Origin of the sequence: Xenophilus sp. Marseille-Q4582 (assembly GCF_916700565.1) — a bacterium.
Classification (GTDB): domain Bacteria; phylum Pseudomonadota; class Gammaproteobacteria; order Burkholderiales; family Burkholderiaceae_C; genus Xenophilus.
This window is the reverse complement of record NZ_CAKAKO010000002.1, coordinates 264,069-282,684: the sequence shown is the minus strand read 5'-3', so window position 1 is coordinate 282,684 and position 18,616 is coordinate 264,069. Positions and strand designations below refer to the sequence as shown.

Below are 18,616 nucleotides of genomic sequence, written 5' to 3'. Positions count from 1 at the left end.
AAGAAGCACGAATCCGCTTCGACGCGTTGTGTGAAGTCGGTGTGAAGTCTTTGTGCAGCGGCGCTCCCGCGGGCTTCATCGCCGCTTCGGCTGCGCGGCCGACCATGCGGGCCACGCAACGAACACACCCCGGAGAGGAAGAACCATGCTCATCCAGACCCTGCGCCATTCGGCGCTCGCCAAGGTGGCCCTGCTGATGCTGCTCATGCTGCTGCTGTGCATTCCGCTGGGCGAGATCGGCAGCCTGGTCAGCGAACGCCGCGCCAGCCGCGACGAAGCGGCGCAGGAGCTGGCCGCCACCCATGCCGGCACGCAGACGCTGACCGGCCCGCTGCTGCTGATGCCCTTCACCGAGCGCTGGACCGAGGCCCAGCGCAACAGCGAGGGCAAGGTGATCGGCCAGGTGCCGCAGCAGAAGCTGCGCCACACGGTGCTGCTGCCCGAGCAGTTGCGCATCGAGGGGCAGATGCTGCCGGAATCGCGCTACCGCGGCATCTTCGAGGTGCTGTTCTACAAGCTCGACGCCCGGCTGGGCGGCCGCTTCGCCATTCCGGCGCTGCCGCCGCGCCCCAGTGAAAGCGGCGGCCAGCTGGAGCTGGGCACGCCGATGCTGGCGCTGGCCCTGGGCGACGTGCGCGGCATCGTCGGCATGCCGCAGGCCACGCTGGGCGGCGTGGCGCTGAAGTTCCAGTCGGGCATGCCGGGGCTGAACGGCCACGGCATCCATGCGCCGCTGCCGCCCGAAGCGGTGAAGGCGCTGCGGGCCGGCCAGCCGCTGGAATTCGACATGGGCCTGCAACTGGTGGGGCAGGACCGGCTGGACATCGTGCCGCTGGCCGAGGACACGCAGGCCCGCATCCACTCGCCCTGGCCGCACCCGAAGTTCGGCGGTCGCTTTCTGGCCACCGAGCGCACGGTGACCGATGCCGGCTTCGACGCGCGCTGGCAGATCTCGTCGCTGACCAGCGATGCGCGGGCGCAGCTGATCCGCCATTTCAAGGCCGAAGCCGCGCCCACGGCGCTGAACGCCCAGGCGGTCTGCAACGGCGACGCCTCGGATTGCGCAGCGGCCGACGCGTCGGCGGCGGCATCGGTGGCGGCCGTGCGCAGCTACCCTGGCGGCGTGGACCGGGCCTCGTCGGGCGCCATCGACACCTTTGCCGTGTCGCTGACGCAGCCGGTGGACGTGTACGTGATGGCCCACCGCGCCGCCAAGTACGGCGCGCTCATCATCGGCCTGGTGCTCATGGGCTGCTTCATGGTCGAGCTGTTCCGCCAGCTGCGGCTGCACCCGATCCAGTACGGGCTGGTGGGGCTGTCGATTGCGCTGTTCTTTTTGTTGCTGGTGGCGTTGTCGGAAAAGCTAAGCTTCTGGCAGGCCTACGCGCTCTCCGCCTGCGCCAGCGTGGCGCTGCTCATGGCCTACTTCAGCGCGGTGCTGCACAGCGTCAAGCGCGGGCTGGGCCTGGGTGGCTTCGTGGGCGTGCTCTATGCCGCGCTGTACGGGCTGCTGGCCTCGGAAAGCAACGCACTGCTGCTGGGCGCCCTGCTCACTTTCGGGATGCTGGCCACCTTGATGCTGCTGACGCGGAACGTCGACTGGTATGCGTTGTCCAACGGCCGGGCCGCCCGTCCGGCCGCCCCCGCGGGCGGCCATTGATGCCCCGCACTGATTCTTGAAAGAACCCATGACTTTTCTCTCTCGCATCCAGGCCCTGGCGGCCGGTTCGCGCGCGCGGCTCATCGCCGTGTGGGGCCTGGCCGGCCTGCTGGGCCTGGCCGTGGCCGGCGTGCTGGCCCTCGGCGTGGCGGTGGCGCTGGTGTCGCGCCAGCTGCCCGACGTGTCCTCGCTGGCCGACTACAAGCCCAAGCTGCCGCTGCGCGTGTACTCGGCCGAAGGCTCGCTGATCGGCGAGTTCGGCGAGGAACGCCGCCAGCTGGTGCCCATCGACCAGATGCCCAAGGTGCTGAAGGATGCCGTGCTCGCCACCGAGGACGCGCGCTTCTACCAGCACGGCGGCGTGGACAGCAAGGGCCTGCTGCGCGCCTTTGTCGCCAACCTGTCGGGCGGCCGCGCGCAGGGCGCGTCCACCATCACCATGCAGGTGGCGCGCAACATGTTCCTGAGTTCCGAACGCACCTTCACGCGCAAGTTCAACGAGGTGCTGCTGGCCTACCGGCTGGAGGAACGGCTGACCAAGGACCAGATCCTGGAGATCTACCTGAACCAGATCTACCTGGGCAACCGGGCCTACGGCTTTGCGGCCGCCGCGCAGACCTACTTCGGCAAGCCGGTGCAGCAGCTCACGGTGTCGGAAGCCGCGATGCTGGCCGGCCTGCCCAAGGCCCCCGGCACCAACAACCCGGTGAACAACCTGCGCCGCGCCGTGGCGCGCCAGCAGTACGTGATCAACCGCATGCAGGAAACCGGCTACCTGAGCGCCGAGCAGGCCGAAGCGGCCCGCGCCGAGCCGCTGAAGCTGCGCGACCCGGCCGACCCGAACCGCGTGCATGCCGAGTTCGTGGCCGAGATGGTGCGCCAGCAGATGGTGGAGCGTTTCGGCGAGGAGGCCTACACGCGCGGCCTGAAGGTCTACACCACGCTGGCCGACGCTGACCAGCGCGCCGCCTACGCCGCCCTGCGCGAGGGGATCATGGATTACGAGCTGCGCCAGCCCTGGCGCGGGCCCGAAGGCTTCGTGGCCCTGCCCGAGGACGCGCAGGACGTGAAGGCCATCGACACCGCGGTGGACGACGCCCTGGCCGACCACCCCGACAACGGCGACCTGCTGGCGGCCGTGGTGCTGGAAGCCAGCAGCAAGAAGTTGACGGCCGTGCGCGCGAACGGCGACACGGTGGAGATCACGGGCCGTGGCCTGCAGCTGGCCCAGCGCGGCCTGGCCGCCAAGGCGCCGCCGAACCTGGAGATCCGGCGCGGCTCCATCCTTCGCGTGATGCAGACCGAGGGCAAGACGCCCACCTGGACCGTGGCCCAGCTGCCCGAGGTGGAGGGCGCCCTGGTCGCGCTGGACCCGCGCGACGGCGCCGTGCGCGCGCTGGTGGGCGGCTTCGACTTCAACAAGAACAAGTTCAACCACGTCACGCAGGCCTGGCGCCAGCCGGGCTCGGCCTTCAAGCCCTTCATCTATTCGGCCGCGCTGGAAAAAGGCTTCATGCCGTCCACGCTGGTGAACGACGCGCCGCTGTACTACGACGGCAGCACCACGGGCGGCCAGCCCTGGGAGCCCAAGAACTACGACGGCAACTTCGACGGCCCGATGACGCTGCGCGAGGCGCTCGCGCGTTCGAAGAACATGGTGACCATCCGCGTGCTGGAGGCCATCGGCACCCAGTACGCTCAGGAGTGGATCGCGCGCTTCGGCTTCGAGCCCGAGAAGCACCCGGCCTACCTGCCGATGGCGCTGGGCTCGGGCGCCGTCACGCCGCTGCAGATGGCCGGCGCCTACGCCGTGTTCGCCAACGGCGGCTGGAAGGTGCCGCCGATGCTGGTCACGCGCATCACCGACCACCGCGACCAGCTGATCGAGGAATGGAAGCCACCGGTGCTGGAACAGATGCCGCGCGCCATTCCCGAGCGCAACGCCTTCGTGATGGACACGCTCTTGGCCAGCGTGGTGAAGAACGGCACCGGCCGCCGCGCCTACACCGCGCTGCGCCGCGACGACCTGTACGGCAAGACCGGCACCACCAACGATTCGCACGACGCCTGGTTCGCCGGCTTTGCCACCACGCGCGTGGCCGTGGCCTGGATGGGCTACGACACGCCGCGCCAGCTGGGCGTGCGCGGCGAGACCGGCGGCAGCCTGAGCCTGCCGGTGTGGACGCGCTACATGCAGGGCGCGCTCAAGGGCGTGCCGGTGGCGCAGTTGCAGGCGCCGGCCGACGTGGCCAACCTGGGCGGCGAATGGGCGTACGCCGAATATGCGCACGGCGGCGGCGTGCAGCGACTCGGCGTGGAAGAGCCGCCGCCGCTGTACCCCGTGATGCCGGGCGACGCGGGCAGCACGCCGGGATTCGGCGGCAGCGTGCCGGCCGAGGCGGGCGGCATGCCGTCCATGCCCGCGCCGGCCTCGTCGCCGGAGCGCAACCGCATCCTGGACATCTTCCGCTGAGGGCGCAACGCCTGGCCGCGGTGGGCAGGCGCCGCGGCCAGCCCTGGCTGCGCCGCCGGGGAATCAGGCGCCTTCGGCTTCCCACTGCGGGTTGAAGGCGACCTCCCACACATGCTGGTCCGGGTCCTGGAAGTAGCCCGCGTAGCCGCCCCAGCTCGTGTGCCGGGCCTGTTTGAGGATGTGCGCGCCGGCGGCCTTCGCCTGCGCCATCACCGCATCGACCTGCGCGGCCGAGCCCACGTTGTGCGCCAGGGTCAGCGAAGTGGGCGAGGCCGCCGCCAGCGGCAGGCCCGTGTCGTGCGCGATGCTGGCCCGCGGCCACAGCCCGAGCCGCAGCCCCGGCTGTAGGTCGAAGAAGGCGACGGCGCCATGCGCGAATTCCGTGCCGATGACGCCTTCCGTGGGCCAGCCCAGGCCATCGCGGTAGAAGCGCACGGCGCGTTCGAGGTCGTCGACGCCGAGGGTGATGAGGGTGAGGTGGGGTTTCATCGCGATCCCATGTGTGATCCCTTGCGCAATCCGCTGCACAAGTCCAGGAATGGAAGACGGAAGGCAGAGCCGGCGCTGTCGCGCACCGGCTTCCGGGGTGGAGCGCCGTCAGGCATCGCGCCCCGGCTCCACGCGCTGCGCCGTGGTCGGCAGCGTGAGCACGGCCAGCGCGCCGCCGCCGGGCGCGTTGCCGAGGTCCACCCGGCCGCTGTGCAACGTGGCGATTTCCTGCACGAAGGCCAGGCCCAGGCCCGTGCTTTTCTTCTGGCTGTGCGGCCGCGCCAGCGAATAGAACTTCTGGAACACCTTGTCGCGCGCATAGTCGGGGATGCCGGGGCCCTGGTCGCGCACGCTGATGCGGGCCTGCCGCGAGCTGCGCTCCAGCGCCAGCTGCACTTCGCCGCCGGCCGGCGAGAAGTCGATGGCGTTGGCCAGCAGGTTGGACAGCGCCTGCTGCAGCAGGAAGCGGTCGCCTTCCACGGCCGCGTCGCCACGCATCTGCAGAGTCACGCGCACCTGCCGCTGGCTGGCGGCGGCGCGGGCGCTGGCTGCGGCCTCTTCGAGCAGCGGCCGCAGCGCCACCACCTCCGTGCGCTCCAGCACGCGGCGCGCTTCCAGCGCCGTCAGCTCCATCATGCGGTCGACGATGTGCTGCACGCGCAGCGTCTCGCGCTCGATGTTGGCCAGGAAGCGCGTGCGCTCCTCGGCAGGCATGCCTTCTTCCTGCAGCAGCTCGGCCGCGCCGCGGATGGCCGACAGCGGGCTCTTGATCTCGTGCGTGAAGGTCTGCACGTAGTCGGCCACGTAGTTGCGGCCGGTGACGGCGTCGCGCATTTCGTGCACCGCATTGCGCAACATGACGACGGCCTGCCGCACCATGCGCACCGGATGAAAGCCCCGCTGCGTGCGCAGCCAGCGGATGTAGTCGGCGGTGAGCCCGAAGGGCCGCACCAGCCACACCGAGACGATGAGCGCGAACACCAGGAGCGCCGCCGCGGAGCCGATGCCCACCCACAGGGTGCGCGTGCGCGCGTCCTCGACGAAGCGGCCGAAGCTCTGCACCGGCTTGCCCACGCTGACCACGCCCACGATCTCTCCGGCCCAGCGGATGGGCGCGGCGACGTAGAGCACGGAGCTGCGCGGGTCGCTTTCCAGGTCGCGCGTGGCACGCGCGCCGTACTGTCCGGCGAGCGTGCGGGCCACGTCGCGCCACTGCGAATAGTCGGCGCCCACCGAACGGCCCGTCGAATCGAAGAGCACGCGGCCGTTGCGGTCGGTCACGTACACGCGCAGCTCCACCTTCTGCTTGTGCAGGTTGTAGATCTGCGCCGAGAACTCGCGCGCGTAGACCGACTGGAACAGCGGCACCAGCCGCTGCACGTTGATGGCGCCGGCCAGCACGTCCTGCTCGATCAGGCTGGCCAGCAGCTGCGAGGTTTCGACCTGCGATTCCTCGGCCGACTCGCGGTAGCGCGGGTCGATGTCCTGCATCACGCTGTACAGCAGCCCGCCGATGCCGGCCACGTAGATCAGCAGGATGCCCAGGAAGATGCGCGTGCGGCGGGAGATCAAGGGGCGGCCACGGCGATCGATTCGGTCACGGGCCCGCGTCGTGCCGCAGACCCAGCGTCATCAGAACGCGTACAGGTGCATCTGCAGCACTTCGGCCGCGCCCGAGACGGTGTCCAGCCCCACCAGGTTCACGTCAGGCAGCTCGGACACGGCACCGGTGCCGGGGTCGTAGCTGCGCACCTCGCCGTCGCCGGCGAAGGCCAGCACCTGGCCGTCGAGCGTGCCCGCCAGCCCGTAGTAGTCGGAGCGCAGCCCGCTGGCCAGCACGGTGGTTTCGCCGTCCAGGCCCACGCTGACCAGGCCTTTCGACTCCGCCGTGCGGTAGAGCACGCCATCGACGAAGGCCAGGTCGCCCTGCGAGGCGCCTGCACTCTGCGCACTGGCCGAATTCAGGCTCAGCACTTCGTTGAAGGTGCCCAGTTCATAGACCTTCACGCGGCTGCTGAAGGCCGTGGCGACGCCGATGTAGTTGCCCTCGATCACCAGCGAATTGACCATGCCGCCGGCTTCGAGCACCTGCGACATCTGGCCGGTGGCCCAGTCGAAGCGGTACAGGCCGCCGAAGTCGGAGGCATAAATGTCGCCATTGCTGGCCACCGCCACGTCCGTGATCGGCCGGTCGAAGGAGTAGATCTCCCGGCCCTCGCCCGTCTTCGCGTTGTGGACGAAGATGTCGCCATCGCTCAGGTCCGACAGGAAGACCCAGTCGGTCTTGGCCGAAGCGTGCGCGTCCAGCACCGCGGCATCGAGCCCGTTCGCCCCCAGGTAGGCCCGGGCATCCGCTTGCGACACCCCGGCCAGCTCGGCCGCCATGGCCGTGGTGATCTTGAAGTGATCCAGGGCCGCGAAAAGCTGGCCGGGCGTCGCCACCAGCTTGGCCAGTTCGGCCTGCGCCTGTTCAACGGTCACGCCATGCTGGGCCAGGATGTTCGCCAAAGACATTCGGTGTTCCTTGATGGAGGATTGGAAAAGGGGAGACTGCCCCTCACGGAGCGGCCGGCAAGTCCTCGTTCAAGGCATAGCCGGTGCCCCGGAGGGTACGGATGGGGTCGAGTGCGGGCGCCACGGCGCGCAGCTTGGCCCGCAAGGTCTTGATGTGGGCGTCGACGGTGCGATCGAAGCTCTCGCTGGCATCGTCCCACACCTGGTTGAGCAGTTCGTCGCGCGTGAAGACGCGGCCCGGCCGCTGCACCAGCAGGCGCAGCAGGCCGTATTCGTAGCGCGACAGCTCCAGCGCGCGGCCGTAGTAGCGGATCTGCATGCGCTCGGTGTCGACGACGAAGGGCAGCGCGGGGGCCGCCGCAACGGCCGGTGCTGCCACGGGCGGCGCCACGCCCACGGAGGGCGCGGCAGCGACACCCCGCTGGCTGCGCCGCAGGATGGTGCGCACGCGCGCCACCAGTTCGCGCGGCGAGAAAGGCTTGGCGATGTAGTCGTCCGCCCCCAGTTCCAGCCCGACGACGCGGTCGATCTCGTCGCTGCGGGCCGTGAGGAAGACCATGGGCAGCTCGGGCAGGGCGCGCTCGCGCAAATGGGCCTGCATCTTCCTGAACAGCTCGAAGCCGTTCATGTCGGGCAGGCCCACGTCCAGGATGGCCAGGGCCGGCAACTCCGCCCTGAAGCTCTGCAGCGCGGCCTCGGCCGTCTCGCACCACACGGGTGTGAACCCGTCGCTGCGCAGCACGTACTGCAGGGTGTCGGCAATGCCCGATTCGTCCTCGACGATCAGGATGCGGGGTGGGGTGGACATGGGCGCCGATGGTAGCGGCGCCCGCCCGGATGCAGGCACGTGGAACCTTTGGTCACTCACATGTCCCCAAAGTGCTGCACATTGATGTTTTTGAACAAGGAGTTCGACCGAGCATGAGCCCCCAGGACAGCCGCAGCATCGTCACCCTCTGCCTGATGGCCGCGTTCGTCGACGGCCAGAAGCACGACCGGGAGCGCGAGGAAGTGCGCCGCATCGCCGAAAGCCTGGCCCAGGCGGCCGGCGACATCCACCTGCCCACGCTCTACCAGGACGTGCTGATGAAGCGCCAGACGCTGGCCAGCGTCGCGGCTTCGCTGCAGGACGACGGCGCCCGCCACCTGGCCTATGAGATGGCCGTGTGCGTCTGCGATGCCGACGGCAGCCAGAGCGAGCCGGAACGCGCCTTCCTGCGCGAGCTGCGCGAAGCCCTGAAATTGAGCAGCAGCGAAGCGCAGGCCTTTGACGAAGCCGCCGACGCGGTGGCACAAGCCCCGTTGACGGCCCCCGTGCCTCCTCTGGCCGCAGCGGCAGCCGCAGGTGCCGTGGTTCCGGTGGCGCCCGAGATTGCCCCTGAAGTGCCCGCCGCGCCCGTGGCCGCAGGCCCCACGGTGGACGCCGCCGCCCTGGACAAGCAGATCCTCAACGCCTCCATCATGAACGGCGCGCTCGAGCTGCTGCCCGAGAGCCTGTCCACCCTGGCCATCATTCCGCTGCAGATGCGCCTGGTCTATGGCATCGGCAAGGCGCATGGCTACGAGCTGGACAGCGGCCACATCAAGGACTTCCTGGCCACGGTGGGCGTGGGCCTCACTTCGCAGTACCTCGAACAGGCGGGCCGCAAGCTGATCGGCGGGCTGCTGGGCAAGGTGGGCGGGGGCTTGCTGCGCGGCGTGGGCAAGCAGGCCGTCAGTTCGGGCATGAGCTTCGCGACGACTTATGCCCTGGGCCATGTGGCCAAGCGCTACTACGGCAGCGGCCGCCAGCTGTCCACCCAGATGCTCAAGGACAGCTTCGCGGGCGTGGTCCAGCAGGGCGAGCAACTCCAGACCCGCTATCTGCCGCAGATCCAGGAACAGGCGCGCAGCCTGGACACGGCCAAGGTCCTGGCGATGGTGCGCGGCCGCTGACCGGCGAACCGCCGGGCACACCGGAGCCGGCCTCGAGGCCGGCTTTTTTTCGCCCCCGATTCCGTGCAGCTTCCGTGCGGCGGATGTCCACAGCTTCCTGGTGCCCGGATTCTGTGGACAGATGGTTTTTCAGTGCGCACGGCCGCGATTGGGTGTGTTGAAAAGGTTGTGGATGGATGGAAGCGGATGCGCCGCGCAAGGGGCCGGCCCGAGCCTGGATCCGGACGCTTGCAGGCCGAAGGGCGCAGTTTTCCAGAAACTGTCCACAACCTTGTGCTTTGACACGAACGTCCGGATCGGCGATGGCCGACTGCGCTGCCGGCTGTGCACTGCACAAAAGTCCAGCAGATTGTCGAAAATTCTTTGAAATCAATGGGTTGCGATTGCTTTACAACCCAGCGCCCAAGTTGCCCACAAAGTTGTCCAAGTTTTGTGGGGAGAAGCCAGGAAAAGGCGGCTCCGCAATGCTTTCGCCAGAGTCAGCGGCAGGGCCGTCGCAGCGCGGCGAGGTGCGGTTGTGCGGCGCCGGGTATCGATGCGCAGGGCGTGTGCCTGGCCGGGCATGAGGGAACGCACCACGCTGCCTTTCAGCCCCCGGATCCAGGTCCGGCGACCCCGTCGCAGCACGGGCGGTTTCGCGGGTCGGCCCGTTGTGCCCCCGAGTTCGGCCCACGTCCCACGGCCCGGAGATTTTTTCGCATGCCGAGCGGGCCTGGTTTTCCCAGTTATTTCTTTTCTATCTGATTGGTAGTAGTAGATAAGGGAAGGCCGCAGCTGTGGATAGCCGCTCTTTCTTCAATGGCCACAGGTGCTTGACGACGCGGCATGGATGTGCGCAGCCATGCTTTCGGACCGTTCTGCCGCGGCGAACAAGAATCCTGCGTCGCGCACGGCTGTGGATAAACGGCTGCTTGTGCCAGTTTTTTCCCCAGAGTTGTCCTTTGACAGGCCCTCCGGAATCCGAGAATAGGCGTGGCTCAAGAGTGAACACGCCCTGCCCAATTGCTGAGCAGTTCATTGGATGCCCTTGAAAATCAAGCACTTGCGGTTGCCCTACAACAAAGCGCCCAGCTTGCTCACATAATTGTTCAGGATTTGCGGGGAGAAAGCGCCCGAACGCGGTCGAGGCGGGTTCCGCGAGCGGCCAGCCAGCCCGGACGGCGCCCGCCGTGCGCATGGGCCTGAAACCGGGGTCCCATTTCTGCGGAGATCCCCTTTTTTTTAGGGTGAGGCGCCCTGGGTTTTCCTATCAGGTCTTCTATTTCTGATGAGTCGCCGGAGTCAGCCTCGGCCCGGCCTGTGGAAATCCGTTGTTTCTTCAATGGCCACGCTTGGTTGCGGCCACGCGCAGGCTGTGGGCAGCCATGCGTTCGCACTGCCGCCGAGGCGCGAACAACCCCTCGCAGGGCGCCTGCACTGTGGATAACACCGGGGGTTGTGCCCGGAATCTCCCCAGACTTGTCCTTTGACAACCTGCTCCTTGTTCGGGCTGGCCGCCCTTGCCGCCCGAACTGTGCACTGCACAATATTTCAGCAGAGCGTTGAAATTCATTGTGAATCAAAGACTTGTGCGTGCTTTACAAGGAAGCGCTCAAGTTGCTCACAAAGTTATCCCCGCTGGGCGGGGACAAGGGGCCATGGCGACCTCACCCCGCCGAGCAGGTCGCTCCAAGCGAGGCGTCGCGGAACCGGCTGCCGGGCCCCTGAGGCGCGCGCAGGGCCTGCCCGGGCGGCGCGCCATGACACATGCCGCATGTCCGCGCGTGCCGGGCACAGACCGCGCTCGGCGAGGGGTCGCCAGATGCGTCGGCCGATCCGCGAGCAGGCGCGACTTTCAAAAAAGCTTCGCACGCGCTTTCAGCGGCGCCGGTGGACGCTCGAGCCGATGCGCTCGGCCATTTTTTTCCGGGGCCCGGCTGCCTTTGTTTTCCCAATCTTTCTTCTATTTCTGATTAGTAGTAGTAGTTAAGGGCCCGGCCTGGCTGTGGACACATGCTTTTTCTTCAATGGCCACGCGCGCTTGCTTCGTCCGCCATCCTGTGCGCAGCCCTGCTTCGTGGCTGTCCGCCGGGCGGGAACAAGTGCGAAGCGGTGCGGCGGTCTGTGGATAACCCGGCCGTTGTGCCGCGGAAGTCCCCAGCGTTGTCCTTTGACACCGGTTCCAGAATGTGGGAAAGCGCGGGGCCGGCGCAAACTGTGCACTGCACAAAAAACCGGCATATTGTTGAAAGCCTTTATGCATCAATGACTTGCATGGGCTTTACAACAAAGCGCGCAACTTGCCCACAAAGTTATCCAAGCAAGATGGGGAGAAGGCAGGCCCCGCCCTGCGGCGGCTGCGCCAGCGTCGAGGGCTTGGTGCGTGAGGCCTGCCCGGGACGCGTCTCGCGCGTCCCGCCGCCCATTCGGCGTTCAGGCACTGCCGGCCAGGTCGTCCAGGATCGGACATTCCGGCCGCGTATCGCCATGGCAGCACTGCACCAGGTGCGAGAGGGTCTGCTGCATCGATTGCAGCGCCGCGATCCGCGTTTCGAGCTCCGTGAGGTGCTTCTGCGCGATCTGACGCACGCGGGCGCTGCTGCGCCGGCGGTTGTGCCACAGGCCCACGAGTTCGGCGATGTCTTCCATCGCAAAACCCAGGTCCCGGGCGCGCTTGATGAAGCGCAGGGTGTGGATGTCCGCCTCGCTGTACTGGCGGTAGCCGCCGTCGGTGCGGGCCACGGGAGGCAGCAGGCCCAGGCCCTCGTAATGGCGCACCATGCGCGCCGATACGCCCGAGCGCCGGGCGGCCGTGCCGATGGAGAACAGCGTTCTCGTGCTGCGGGCGGCCGGGACGGCAGGCGCCGCGGCCGGGAGGACGGCGCTCATGCGGGCCTCAGCCCTGCACGGTGTAGCCGGCTTCGGCGATCGCGGCGGCCAGCGCTTCGCGGGGCTGCGAGCTCTGCACGTCGACACGGCCGGTGGACAAGTCCACCTGCACGCGGGCCTGGGCATCGAGCCCCTGGATGGCATCCTCGACGCTGCGCACGCAATGCTGGCAGCTCATGCCCTGGACTTGGAAATTCTGCGACGACGGATTCATGGAAGCTCCTGGATCTGGGTAGGAAAGAATGGCTCGCAAGATGAGCACGGCGCCGATGATGAACCTTCTCACCGTGGCAAGGTCAAGCCTGCGCTGGCGAAAGGGATTCCGCGCCGGGGCGCTTGACCTTCTCATGATGGCAAGGTTTAGGCTTCTTCCATGAACTCCAACCCCAGCCCTTCTCTTTCGGGCGCTGCGCCGCGCGCAGCGCAGTCCTTCGACCTCGGCGTGGGAGGCATGACCTGCGCTTCCTGCGTGGCGCGGGTCGAGCGCGCCCTGCAACGCGTGCCCGGCGTGGCCAGCGCGAGCGTGAACCTGGCGACCGAGTCGGCACGCGTGCAGGCCGCGCTGCCCCCGGGCGATGCCGATGCCGCCCAGCAGCTGCAGGCGCAGCTCAGCCGCGCCGTGCGCGCGGCGGGCTATGAGCCGCGCGCGCCGCAGGCCGCCGCGGCGGCCGAGCAGGCATCGCCCTGGGCCGGCTTCGGCCCGGTGGCCGCCGGGCTGGCCTTGTCGGCGCCGCTGGTGCTGCCGATGCTGCTCATGCCGCTGGGGGTGGCGTGGATGCCGCCGCCCTGGCTGCAGCTGCTGCTGGCCGCCCCCGTGCAGTTCTGGCTGGGCGCACGCTTCTACCGCGCGGGCTGGCATGCGGCGCGCGCAGGCACCGGCAACATGGATCTGCTGGTGGCCCTGGGCACCAGCGCGGCCTTCGGGCTGTCGCTGTGGCTGTGGTGGCGCAGCGCGACGGGGGCGCACGCCGGGCATGGGGCGCCGCATCTGTATTTCGAGGCGTCGGCGGTGGTCATCACGCTCGTGCTGCTGGGCAAGTGGCTGGAAGCGCGCGCCAAGCGGCAGGCCACGGCCGCCATCCGCGCGCTGCAGCAGCTGCGGCCGGAAACCGCGCACCTGCAGCAAAAGCGCGGCGCGCGCATGGAAGAAGTCGACGTGCCCATCGCCGAGGTGATGGTGGGCGACCGGCTCGTGGTGCGCCCCGGCGAGCGGGTGCCGGCCGATGCCCGGGTGGTCGAGGGCCGCTCCGAATTGCAGGAGGCCATGCTCACCGGCGAGCCGCTGCCCGTGCCCAAGCAGGCCGGCGACCGGGTGACCGGCGGCTCGGTCAACGGCGAGGGCCGGCTGGTGGTGGAGGTGCTGGCCACGGGTGCCGAAAGCGTGCTCGCGCGCATCATCCGGCTGGTGGAGGACGCGCAGGCGGCCAAGGCGCCGATTCAGCGGCTCGTCGACCGGGTGGCCGCCGTCTTCGTGCCCGTGGTGCTGCTGATCGCGCTGCTCACCTTCGGCGCCTGGTGGCTGGTGCTGGGCGCCGGCGTGGAGACCGCGCTGATCCATGCGGTGGCCGTCCTGGTCATCGCCTGCCCCTGTGCGCTGGGCCTGGCCACGCCGGTGGCCGTGATGGCGGGCACCGGCGTGGCGGCGCGGCACGGCATCCTGATCAAGGATGCGCGCGCGCTGGAACTCGCGCACCGCGTGGACACCGTCGCCTTCGACAAGACCGGCACGCTGACGGTCGGCCAGCCGGTGCTGAGCGGCTTCGAGCCGGTGACCGGTGCGTCCGAAGCCGACCTGCTGGCCGTGGCCGCGGCGCTGCAGTCGGGCAGTGAGCATCCGCTGGCGCGCGCGGTGGTGCAGGCGGCCCGCGCGCGCGCGGTGGACCTGCCGGCCGCCGAAGCGGTGCGCGCCGTGCCGGGCCGCGGCGTGCGCGGCCGCGTGCAGGGGCCGGGCGGCGGCGGCGAATGGGCCATCGCCAGCCTGCGCTGGTGCGAAGAGCTCGGCGTGCAGGTGGATGCCGCGCAGGCGCAGCGCTGGTCGGCACGCGGCGCATCGCTGTCGGCCCTGCTGCGCCTGCCCGCGGGCGCCGATGGCACGGCGCCCGCCGGGCCGGCGCAGCTGCAGGCATTGCTGGCCTTCAGCGACGAACCCAAGCCCGGCGCGGCCGAAGCCGTGGCCGCGCTGCGCGAGCGCGGCCTGCGCGTGGTGATGATCTCGGGCGACAACGAAGCCGCCGCGCGCGCCATGGCCGCGCGCGTGGGCATCGCGGCCGAGGACGTGCGCGCCCAGGTGCTGCCCGGCGACAAGGCGGCGGCCGTCGGCGCGCTGCGCGAGGGCGGCCGCACGGTCGCCATGGTGGGGGACGGCGCGAACGATGCGCCGGCGCTGGCCGCGGCCGACGTGGGCATTGCCATGGCCAATGGCACCGACGTGGCCATGGAGGCGGCCGGCATCACGCTGATGCGCGGCGACCTCGCGTTGGTGAGCCAGGCCCTTCAGCTCTCGGACCGCACCGTGGCCAAGATCCGCCAGAACCTGTTCTGGGCCTTTGCCTACAACGTGGTGGGCATCCCGTTCGCGGCGCTGGGCCTGCTCAGCCCCGTGGTGGCAGGCGCCGCCATGGCCGCCTCGAGCGTGAGCGTGATGGCCAATGCGCTGCTGCTGCGGCGCTGGAAGCCGAAGGGCTGACCGCAGAGGCAAAGAGGCGGAAAGAGGCGGAAAGAGGCGGCACAGGCCGCGTCGATCACCACCGCCGTGCCGCCGGCCGAAACCGTGCGCCTGCTGTTCTTCTCGCCCAGCACTTCATGGTCCAGGTCGTGTCTCCAAGGGCCGGGTCTGAGAAACTGGCGCGTTGACCGCCTGTTCCCCCTGTGACCCCCCGTTGCCCATGTCCCCTGCCGCCCGCCCCGCCGTTGACGCCCCGATGAACCCCGAGCCCTTGTTCGAGCGCCTGAAGGCGGCGCGTCCCGCCGACTGGCAAGCCTACGTCGACCACGCCTTCGTGCGCCAGCTGGGCGCCGGCACGCTGCCCGCATCGGCCTTTCGCCACTACCTGGTGCAGGACTACCTGTTCCTGATCCAGTTCGCGCGCGCCCATGCCCTGGCGGTGTACAAGAGCCGCACCCTGGCCGACATGCGCGCGGCGCAGGCGGGGCTGTCGGCCATCCTCGACGTGGAACTGGGCCTGCACGTGCGCCTGTGCGAACGCTGGGGCCTGACGCCCGCGCAACTCGAGGCCACGCCCGAGCACAGGGCCACGGTGGCTTACACGCGCTTCGTGCTCGACGCGGGCATGGCCGGCGATCTGCTCGACCTGCACGTGGCGCTGTCGCCCTGCGTGCTGGGTTATGCCGAAATCGCGCGCACGCTGGCGCCTGCGGGCGTGCAGGCGCTGGGCGATCACCCTTACCGCGAGTGGATCGGCGAGTACGCGGGCGCGCCGTACCAGGCCGTGGCCGAGGCGGCCAGCCGGCAGCTCGATGTGCTGGCGGCGCGCAGCATGACGGCGCAGCGTTTCGATGAACTGGCGGCGCTGTTCGCCCAGGCCTCACGGCTGGAGGCCGATTTCTGGCAGATGGGCCTGGCGGCCGAGGCGGAAGCGGCCTGACGCCGTCCGGCCAGGCCGAGGGTTCTCAGGCCAGCGTCGGATAGTCGGTGTAGCCCTTCTCGCCGCCGCCGTACAGCGTCGCCTTGTCCAGCGCGTTCCAGGGCGCGCCTTCGCGCAGGCGGCGCACCAGGTCGGGGTTGGCGATGAAGGGCCGGCCGAAGGCGACCAGGTCGTCGCCTTCCTGGACGGCGGTTTCGGCCAGCGGCTGGTCGTAGCCGTTGTTCACCATCCAGGCCGCCTGGCCGCCGGCGGCGCGGTAGGCCGTCTTGAGCGCGTCGTAGTCGAAGGGGCGGTCTTCCAGCTCGCGCGGGCCGCCCGTGGCGCCTTCGATGATGTGGACGTAGGCCAGCCCCAGCGGCGCCAGCTGCCGGACCACGTAATCGAACAGCGGCTGCGGGTGGCTGTCCACGATGTCGTTGGCGGGCGTGACGGGCGACAGCCGGATGCCGACCTTGCCGCCGCCGATGGCATCGACCACGGCGCGCGTGACTTCGAGCAGGAAGCGCGCGCGGTTCTCGATGGAGCCGCCGTAGTCGTCGGTGCGCTGGTTGGCGCCGTCCTTGAGGAACTGGTCGATCAGGTAGCCGTTGGCGGCATGGATTTCCACGCCGTCGAAGCCGGCGGTCTGCACCGCGTTGCGCGCGGCCGCGGCGTAGTCGTGCACGATGCCCGGGATCTCCGCGGCGTCCAGCGCGCGCGGCATCGAGGTTTCGGTGAAGGTGGGCACGCCGTCCTTGATCAGCACGGTCTTGGTCTTGGCCGCGATGGCCGAGGGCGCCACGGGCGCGCCGTGGTCCGGCTGCAAGTCGGTGTGCGACACGCGGCCCACGTGCCACAGCTGGGTCACGATCTTGCCGCCGGCCTGGTGCACGGCCTCGGTCACCCGCTTCCAGCCGTCGAGCTGTTCGGTGCCGTACAGGCCCGGCACGTCGGCATAGCCCTGGCCCTGGTGGCTGATGGCGGTCGCTTCGGTGATCAGCAGCCCGGCCGTCGCGCGCTGCGCGTAATAGGTGGCCGTGATGGGGCGCGGAATGGCGTTGGGCGAGCGGTTGCGCGTGAGCGGTGCCATGACGATGCGGTTGGCCAGTTGCAGGTCACCGGCCTGCACGGGGTCGAAGAGAGTGGGCATGACGGAAAAGTCGTGGCGTGGGAATGGAACGCGCAAGCGTAGTGCAGCACCCCTCAACCCTGCTGGTGCAGCGCAACGGCCTTGGTGGTAGGACGCGGCCGATCACCGGCCGGCCTTCCTGGCGCGGCCCTTCAGCGTCCCAGCGCGCGCAAGCCGGCCAGCACCGCCGTCGCCAGTCCCAGCACGATGGTGCAGACCTGCCAGAACAGCACCGGGTTGCGTGCGGCCAGCGGCAAGGGCCGCGTGCGCAGCAGCGCGGGGCCGGGGTGGTGCAGGTCGTGCACGAATTCCGACACGGCTTCCTGCCGCCGCGCCGGATCGGGCTGCAGGGCCTTGTGCAGCACCGCGTCCACCCAGGCCGGCAGCTCGGGCCGGTGGTGGCGCAGTGGCACGTAGCGCAGGCGCTTGAGGTCGGCGGGCGTGCGCACGCGCGTGACGGCCAGGCCATAGGGCAGATGGCCGCTGAGCATCTGGTAGCTCAGCACGCCCAGCGCGAACAGGTCGGAGGCGGCCGTGGGCCCGCCGCCGGCGAAGCATTCGGGCGCCGTGTACTGCAGCGAACCCGCGATGCGCGGGGCTTGCAACGCGGATGCGGCTTCGGCCAGGCCGGCCACATGGGCCGAGGCGAAATCGATGATCTTCACCGTGCCGCTGCGGTCGATCATCACGTTCTCGGGCCGCAGGTCCAGGTGCAGCATTTCCTTGCCGTGCAGCGCCTGGAGCCCCTTCGCCAGCTGCACGACCAGGCCGCGCACGCGGTCCAGCTCAGGGTGCGGGTGGTCGTTCATCCATTGCGCGAGCGTCTGGCCTTCGACATGTTCCATGGCCACGAACAGGTGCCCGCGCGCGCGATCGCCGGGCCAGGCCCGCAGCAGGTGGGGGCTGCGCACGCGGCGCGCCACCCATTCCTCGAGGAGGAAGCGGTCCAGCGCATCGGCGTCCTCGCGCAGCTCGGTGGCGGGCACCTTGACCGCCCAGGGCCGGCCGGTGGCGTCATCGGTGGCCAGGAAGACCTGGCTGCGGGCGCTGGCGTGGAGTTCCCGCACGAGCGTGAAGCCCTCGAAGGCCATGCGCGGCGCCAGCGGCGGTGGCAGGCGCAGCTGGGCGCGCCGTGCCTGCCACGGTCCGGCGTCCAGCGGCGGGAGGGCATCGATGCGCAGCAGCTGCACGGTGGCGTCGTCGGTGCTGCCGCGCTCGCGCGCGCTGCGTGCCAGGGCCGCCGCGGCGGCGTCGAAGTCGCCGGGATGCGCCGCGAGCGCGCTGTGCACGGCGGCCGCGTCCAGCCGCTCGCAGGCGCCGTCGGTGGCCAGCAGGTACAGCGCGCCAGGCTCGGCCTCCAGGCACCGGTGGTCGATTTCCACGCGGGGCAGGGCGCCCAGCGCGCGCCCCAGGTAGCGCTGCCCGCCGCCGAGGTGGACGCGGTGGTCCTCGGTCAGCGGCTCCAGCGCCTGCGCATGCACGCGGTAGATGCGCGAGTCGCCCACGTGCAGCAGATGGACTTCGCGGCCCTTGAGCACGAGGGCGCTGAAGGTGCAGCAGTAGCCGCGGTCCTTGTCGAAGCGTGCGTCGCCGCGCTGGTTCTGCGCATGCAGCCAGGCGTTGGTGGCGCCCAGCACGCATTGCGCGGCGCGGCGCAGCGACCAGGCGTCGGAGGTGGCGTAGTAATCGTCCAGGAAGCCGCGCACGGCCGCCGCGCTGGCGATGTGGCTCACCGGGCTGGAGCCGATGCCGTCGGCCAGCGCGACGGCGATGCCCTTGCTGCGCAGCGCCGCGCCGGTGGGAACGACGGCGCCATGGAAGTCCTGGTTCAGGCCTTTCTTTTCAGGATCGCTGCCGGCCAGCGAATGCTGGCCGAGCGTGACGCGCAGGTCATCCGACACGGGGGCGAGTGGGGGCGGGGATTCGCTTCATCGCATGCTGCCGGCCGCGGCGATGTGGCCGTG

13 protein-coding genes are annotated in these 18,616 nt (G+C 69.7%); 5 read left to right on the top strand and 8 right to left on the bottom strand.

What is annotated here, in order from left to right; all coding sequences use genetic code 11:
- Positions 1-145 precede the first annotated feature (145 nt).
- Together creD and LG388_RS06625 are read left to right on the top strand one after the other, a co-directional pair.
- Entirely contained in the window at positions 146-1,660 is a 1,515-nt protein-coding gene (creD, locus tag LG388_RS06630) for a cell envelope integrity protein CreD (protein WP_225782077.1), read from the top strand.
- A gap of 28 nt (positions 1,661-1,688) precedes the next feature.
- On the top strand, positions 1,689-4,133 hold the full coding sequence (locus LG388_RS06625; protein WP_225782076.1) for a penicillin-binding protein 1A: 2,445 nt from the start codon (positions 1,689-1,691) through the stop codon (positions 4,131-4,133).
- Between the two features lie 63 nt (positions 4,134-4,196).
- On the opposite strand, the gene LG388_RS06620 is transcribed toward LG388_RS06625, so the two are convergent.
- The 4 genes from LG388_RS06620 to creB form a co-directional block, all read right to left on the bottom strand.
- A complete protein-coding gene (locus tag LG388_RS06620) occupies positions 4,197-4,622 on the bottom strand; it encodes a VOC family protein (RefSeq protein ID WP_225782075.1) in 426 nt (141 codons plus the stop codon).
- A gap of 108 nt (positions 4,623-4,730) precedes the next feature.
- On the bottom strand, positions 4,731-6,191 hold the full coding sequence (gene creC / locus LG388_RS06615) for a two-component system sensor histidine kinase CreC (RefSeq protein WP_225782743.1): 1,461 nt from the start codon (positions 6,189-6,191) through the stop codon (positions 4,731-4,733).
- 63 nt (positions 6,192-6,254) lie between these two features.
- On the bottom strand, positions 6,255-7,136 hold the full coding sequence (locus LG388_RS06610) for a hypothetical protein (RefSeq protein WP_225782074.1): 882 nt from the start codon (positions 7,134-7,136) through the stop codon (positions 6,255-6,257).
- 43 nt (positions 7,137-7,179) lie between these two features.
- Positions 7,180-7,944, bottom strand: coding sequence for a two-component system response regulator CreB (creB, locus tag LG388_RS06605; RefSeq protein WP_225782073.1), 765 nt, complete (start codon positions 7,942-7,944; stop codon positions 7,180-7,182).
- 113 nt (positions 7,945-8,057) lie between these two features.
- On the opposite strand from creB, the gene LG388_RS06600 reads away from it, so the two are divergent.
- On the top strand, positions 8,058-9,071 hold the full coding sequence (locus tag LG388_RS06600; protein ID WP_225782072.1) for a YcjF family protein: 1,014 nt from the start codon (positions 8,058-8,060) through the stop codon (positions 9,069-9,071).
- A 2,412-nt stretch (positions 9,072-11,483) separates the two neighbouring features.
- On the opposite strand, the gene cueR is transcribed toward LG388_RS06600, so the two are convergent.
- Positions 11,484-11,831, bottom strand: coding sequence for a Cu(I)-responsive transcriptional regulator (cueR, locus tag LG388_RS06595; protein WP_370630130.1), 348 nt, complete (start codon positions 11,829-11,831; stop codon positions 11,484-11,486).
- Between the two features lie 115 nt (positions 11,832-11,946).
- Positions 11,947-12,153: a heavy-metal-associated domain-containing protein gene (locus LG388_RS06590; RefSeq protein WP_225782070.1), complete on the bottom strand. Its 207-nt coding sequence runs from the start codon at positions 12,151-12,153 to the stop codon at positions 11,947-11,949.
- A gap of 159 nt (positions 12,154-12,312) precedes the next feature.
- On the opposite strand from LG388_RS06590, the gene LG388_RS06585 reads away from it, so the two are divergent.
- Positions 12,313-14,625, top strand: coding sequence for a cation-translocating P-type ATPase (locus LG388_RS06585; protein ID WP_225782069.1), 2,313 nt, complete (start codon positions 12,313-12,315; stop codon positions 14,623-14,625).
- Between the two features lie 199 nt (positions 14,626-14,824).
- Positions 14,825-15,544, top strand: a complete 720-nt coding sequence (gene tenA, locus LG388_RS06580; protein WP_225782068.1) for a thiaminase II — start codon at positions 14,825-14,827, stop codon at positions 15,542-15,544.
- A gap of 25 nt (positions 15,545-15,569) precedes the next feature.
- Here the strand turns inward: tenA and LG388_RS06575 are convergent, their stop codons facing one another.
- Positions 15,570-16,673: an alkene reductase gene (locus tag LG388_RS06575; protein ID WP_225782067.1), complete on the bottom strand. Its 1,104-nt coding sequence runs from the start codon at positions 16,671-16,673 to the stop codon at positions 15,570-15,572.
- Positions 16,674-16,804: 131 nt separating this feature from the next.
- Positions 16,805-18,553, bottom strand: coding sequence for a bifunctional protein-serine/threonine kinase/phosphatase (locus LG388_RS06570; RefSeq protein ID WP_225782066.1), 1,749 nt, complete (start codon positions 18,551-18,553; stop codon positions 16,805-16,807).
- Positions 18,554-18,616 lie beyond the last annotated feature (63 nt).

What these genes read in the sequence shown, in the direction of transcription:
- creD (WP_225782077.1), top strand. Translation starts at nt 146, where the DNA reads ATGCTCATCCAGACCCTGCGCCATTCGGCGCTCGCCAAGGTGGCCCTG.
- LG388_RS06625 (WP_225782076.1), top strand. Translation starts at nt 1,689, where the DNA reads ATGACTTTTCTCTCTCGCATCCAGGCCCTGGCGGCCGGTTCGCGCGCG.
- LG388_RS06620 (WP_225782075.1), bottom strand. Translation starts at nt 4,622, where the DNA reads ATGAAACCCCACCTCACCCTCATCACCCTCGGCGTCGACGACCTCGAA.
- LG388_RS06610 (WP_225782074.1), bottom strand. Translation starts at nt 7,136, where the DNA reads ATGTCTTTGGCGAACATCCTGGCCCAGCATGGCGTGACCGTTGAACAG.
- creB (WP_225782073.1), bottom strand. Translation starts at nt 7,944, where the DNA reads ATGTCCACCCCACCCCGCATCCTGATCGTCGAGGACGAATCGGGCATT.
- LG388_RS06600 (WP_225782072.1), top strand. Translation starts at nt 8,058, where the DNA reads ATGAGCCCCCAGGACAGCCGCAGCATCGTCACCCTCTGCCTGATGGCC.
- cueR (WP_370630130.1), bottom strand. Translation starts at nt 11,831, where the DNA reads ATGGTGCGCCATTACGAGGGCCTGGGCCTGCTGCCTCCCGTGGCCCGC.
- LG388_RS06590 (WP_225782070.1), bottom strand. Translation starts at nt 12,153, where the DNA reads ATGAATCCGTCGTCGCAGAATTTCCAAGTCCAGGGCATGAGCTGCCAG.
- LG388_RS06585 (WP_225782069.1), top strand. Translation starts at nt 12,313, where the DNA reads ATGAACTCCAACCCCAGCCCTTCTCTTTCGGGCGCTGCGCCGCGCGCA.
- tenA (WP_225782068.1), top strand. Translation starts at nt 14,825, where the DNA reads ATGTCCCCTGCCGCCCGCCCCGCCGTTGACGCCCCGATGAACCCCGAG.
- LG388_RS06575 (WP_225782067.1), bottom strand. Translation starts at nt 16,673, where the DNA reads ATGCCCACTCTCTTCGACCCCGTGCAGGCCGGTGACCTGCAACTGGCC.